Genomic DNA, 4256 nt, shown 5'->3' with positions numbered 1-4256 from the left:
CGCCGACGCCATCCCCAATGCGACCTTTGCCGAGGTGATGCCGAAGGCCACCGACAAGGAGTGCCATTTCGCCGAAATTCGCGCCGCCATCGCGGACTTTCTCGACATGAATTTCAACAACCAGGACCAGTCATGACCTCGAAACCTCTCTCAGGCCCGGCCGCCATCGCCGCATTGCCGCGCGACCGGATGATCGCCGAATTCTCGCTCTGGTCGGCCAATCTCGCCAATTTCGAAAACGACTTGAAGCGCATCGAGCCCTATGTCGATCTTCATCATATCGATGTGGCGGACGGTCATTTCGCACCGTCCTTCCTGTTCTTCCCCGATCTCGTCGCCCGCATCGCAGGGCTGACGGCGAAACCCATCCATGTCCACCTGATGGTCGATGAAGCAATCGTCGAGGCGCAGACGCGCCAGTTCATCGAAGCCGGCGCCGACATGATCAGCGTCCATGCCGAGAATGGCGAAGCCGGATTGCGCGCCGTGCGGCTGGCGCGGGAGCTCGGCGCCGAGGCCGGCGTCGTACTCAGGCTGGAGACGCCTGTGGAAGCGGTGACGGCCTTCGTCCCGGAAGTCGCCTTCGTGACGCTTCTTGGAACCGCAATCGGCGTCAAGGGACAGAGCCTGTCGGACAAGGCCTGCGACAGGCTGGGCGCTGCCCGCGCCATCCTGAGAGAGGCCGGCCGCGAGGCGCAAGTGGTTCTGGCGGCCGATGGCGGCATCCGCCACGAGACCGTGCCGTTGCTGCGTGCCGCCGGGGCCGAAACCGTGGTTCTCGGTTCGCTCGCCTTCGGTGACAAGGATCTCGCCGGCCGCATCGGCTGGCTGCACGGCTTGAAGGTCGCGGCATGACATCAGAAGCCGCCCTTGCGATCGATCTTGGCGGGACGGAGCTTCGCGCCGCCTTGGTCGACCGCGACGGCAAGATCCTGGCATTCGCGGCGGTGCCGACGCAGGCGCTGGCCGGTCCCGATGTGGTGATCGGCCAGATCGAGGCGTTGGCGGCGACAGTCCATGCCGAGGCCCCGGCCCTTTCGGTCGTCGGCGTCGGCGTCGGTGCACCGGGGCCGCTCGATCCGCTGGCCGGCATCGCCGTCGGCCCGCCGACGCTCGCCGGCTGGCTGGACGTGCCGCTTGCCGACATCCTGGAACGGCGGCTCGGCCTGCCGGTGCGGCTGGAGAACGACGCCAATGCCGCGGCGCTCGGCGAATGGCGCTTCGGCGCCGGTCATGGCGCTCGCTCGCTGGTCTTTGTCACGGTTTCGACCGGCATCGGCGGCGGTGTCGTCGTCGACGGGCGCATCCTGCATGGCCGCCGTGGCCTTGCAGCCGAGATCGGTCACATGACCATCACCAATGAAGGCGAGCGCTGCGTATGCGGTGTCGTTGGCTGCTTCGAGGCCATCGCGTCGGGAACGGCACTTGGCCGCCGCGCCAGCGCCGCCACGGCAGCCGGAGACGGCTCTACCTTGCGACGCTTGTCAGCGGACGCGGAGGTGACCGGCCGCCATGTCGTCGAGGCGGCACGGCTGCAGGACGCTCTTGCCTCGGCCTTGCTGGAGGAGGAAGCGCGCTGGCTGGGCGTTGGCTTCACCAATCTCCTGCATCTCTATTCGCCCGATGTGCTGGTCGTCGGCGGTGGCATCGCCAATGGGCTCGATCTGATGCTGCCGACCATCGAGGCGACCATCAGGCAACGGGCCATGCGCGCCTATCGCGACGTGCCGGTCGTTCAGGCCCAGCTTGGCCGCCATGCCGGGCTCGTCGGCGCCGCCAGCCTTGTGCTGTTCGACGACGGGGGCACTTTGGCAGCCCGCATGCCTGTCGGCCCAAGCACGTTTCCGGACACGCCGCTGAGCAAGACCGGCACGGTCTGACGTTGCGACCTGCATGACAAAGGCCAGAGGCAGCACGCCTCCGGCCTTTTACGCATTGACCGCGCGTCATTACTCGGCGGGAACAACGTCCGCCGGCAGGCTATCGTCGGCCGTGCCCGCCAGCGCTCTGGCCAGCTTGGCCTTGTCGAGTTCGCCTTCCCAGCGAGCCACCACCAGCGTGGCGACAGCATTGCCGACGAAGTTGGTCAACGCCCGGCACTCCGACATGAAGCGGTCGACGCCGAGGATCAGCGCCATGCCGGCGACCGGCACCGCCGGAACCACCGACAGCGTCGCGGCAAGGGTGATGAAGCCGGCCCCGGTGATGCCGGCGGCACCCTTGGAGGAAAGCATGGCCACCAGCAGCAGCAGGATCTGGTCACCCATAGACAGGTGGATGTTGGTCGCCTGTGCGATGAACAGCGCCGCCAGCGTCATGTAGATGTTGGTGCCGTCGAGGTTGAAGGAATAGCCGGTTGGGATGACCAGGCCGACGACCGAGCGCTTGGCGCCGGCCTTCTCCATCTTTTCCATCAGCGAGGGCAGGGCGGCTTCCGATGAGGAGGTGCCCAGCACCAAAAGCAGCTCTTCCTTGATATAGCGGATCAGCGACAGGATGGAGAACCCGTTGTAGCGGCAGACCGCGCCAAGCACGACGAACACGAACAGGAACGACGTCACGTAGAAGGTGCCGACCAGCATAGCGAGATTGATCACCGCGCCGATGCCGTATTTGCCGATGGTGAAGGCCATCGCGCCGAAGGCACCAATGGGGGCCGCCTTCATCAGCACGCTGACCAGCTTGAAGATCGGTGTCGTCAGCGCCTGCAGGAAATTGAGCACGGGCGTGCCCTTGTCGCCGACCAACGCCAGCGCGATGCCGAACAGCACCGAGAAGAACAGCACCTGCAGGATGTCGCCGTCGGCGAAGGCGCCGACGATGGTCGACGGGATGATGTTCATCAGGAACCCGGTGACCGACTGGTCGTGCGCCTTGGCGGCGTAATTGCTGATGGTCGAGGCGTCGAGCGTCGCCGGGTCGATGTTGAAGCCGGCGCCCGGCTGCACGACATTGGCGACGACAAGGCCGATGATCAGAGCCAGCGTCGAAAAGGTGAGAAAATAGAGCATCGCCTTGCCGGCGACACGCCCGACCTTCTGCAGGTCGCTCATGCCGGCAATGCCCGTAGTCACGGTCAGGAAAATGACGGGGGCGATGATCATCTTGACCAGCTTGATGAAGGCGTCGCCGAGCGGCTTCATGCTCTCGCCGACCGACGGATAGAAATGGCCGAGCAGGATGCCGACGGTGATCGCGACGAGCACCTGCACGTAGAGTTGGGCATAGAAAGGCTTGCGCTGCGCGGAAGACGCGCCTGAATGGTCTGCGATGTGCATCGAACTCTCCCTGGCCGGATGGGGCGGAGCGCCCTGCGTGACTTCTCCCATCGCGGCGCTCCGGTCGCACGCCGCTGCCAGGGAGTTTTGCAAGCGCTGTGCCAGTTCGCGGAAAGGCCGGAACCACGGGATTTCCGCCTTTGTCTGACGTCATGCGGCCAAAGCCTGTGCGGATTTCCGCACAGGCAGTGTTTGCCTGGGCGGATTTTCGCATTACACTGGCCGAAAGGCCGCGAGCAAAGGGGAGAGGGCAGACGCCGCAAGCAGGCACCGATAGCGGATCCCCCGGATTTGCCGGCCGTGGATTGCTGCGCGAGGCCGTGGCGCGGCTGCGCGATGGCCGCTGGGTTGCCGTGGTCGTCGCTCTTGCCTTTCTGGCCGGCGTGATTGCCATTGCCGGGCGCATCGCCTCCGGCCAGGCGGCCGATAATCTGCGCGAGACGGCACTCGCCGCACTGCCGCTGGCGGCGGGAACCCTGACCGGCGAAATCGAAAAGCAGCGCCTGGTTCCACTGGTGTTGGCCAGAGACGATGCGGTGCGCGGCGCTCTGCGCCGGGCCGGAAAAATGAAAGAAAAGGCCCTCAACGACAAGCTCAAGTCGATTGCCGGCGATGCCTCGGCATCCGCCATCTACATCATCGATACGGCAGGCATCGCCATATCAGCCAGCAATGCCGACGAACCGGCGAGCTTTGTCGGCATCGATTACAATTTTCGGCACTATTTCCAGGAAGCGATGAGCAAGGGTGCTGCCAGCCAATATGGCCTCGGCACAATCAGCGGCAGACCGGGGCTGTACCTTGCCAGCCGCGTCGACGATGGCGGCAAGCCGCTTGGCGTTGCGGTGCTGAAGGTCGAACTCGACGGCGTCGAAGCCAATTGGCGTTCCAGCGGTTTCCTTGTGTTCATCACTGATGAACGCGGCGTGGTGCTGGCTACCAGCCAGCCCGACTGGCGGTTCCGTGCGCTGGCGCCAC

At 65.2% G+C, this 4256-nt stretch carries 4 protein-coding genes and 1 pseudogene; 4 read left to right on the top strand and 1 reads right to left on the bottom strand.

Translation table 11 applies throughout. From position 1 onward, the window contains the following. The 3 genes and pseudogenes from EN893_RS39390 to EN893_RS20990 all read left to right on the top strand — a co-directional run. Positions 1–136, top strand: a pseudogene (locus EN893_RS39390) (alpha/beta hydrolase); the annotation flags it as partial. Beyond that, positions 133–855 carry a ribulose-phosphate 3-epimerase gene (locus EN893_RS20995; RefSeq protein WP_127272187.1) on the top strand — a complete coding sequence of 241 codons (723 nt, stop codon included), beginning with the start codon at positions 133–135 and terminating at the stop codon, positions 853–855. The pseudogene EN893_RS39390 and the gene EN893_RS20995, both read left to right, overlap by 4 nt. Next, positions 852–1880: an ROK family protein gene (locus EN893_RS20990; protein ID WP_127270821.1), complete on the top strand. Its 1029-nt coding sequence runs from the start codon at positions 852–854 to the stop codon at positions 1878–1880. Before EN893_RS20995 ends, EN893_RS20990 begins: the two co-directional genes overlap by 4 nt. A gap of 69 nt (positions 1881–1949) precedes the next feature. On the opposite strand, the gene EN893_RS20985 is transcribed toward EN893_RS20990, so the two are convergent. Further along, positions 1950–3278 (bottom strand): dicarboxylate/amino acid:cation symporter, encoded by a 1329-nt coding sequence (locus EN893_RS20985; protein ID WP_127270823.1) that lies wholly within the window; start codon positions 3276–3278, stop codon positions 1950–1952. A gap of 167 nt (positions 3279–3445) precedes the next feature. Here EN893_RS20985 and EN893_RS20980 point away from each other — a divergent pair. Beyond that, the coding region (locus EN893_RS20980) for a cache domain-containing protein (RefSeq protein ID WP_348632493.1) at positions 3446–4256 on the top strand (811 nt) is incomplete at its 3' end.

The organism is Mesorhizobium sp. M7A.F.Ca.CA.004.04.2.1 (assembly GCF_004022825.1).
GTDB lineage: Bacteria > Pseudomonadota > Alphaproteobacteria > Rhizobiales > Rhizobiaceae > Mesorhizobium.
This window is presented reverse-complemented; position numbering and strand designations above follow the sequence as displayed.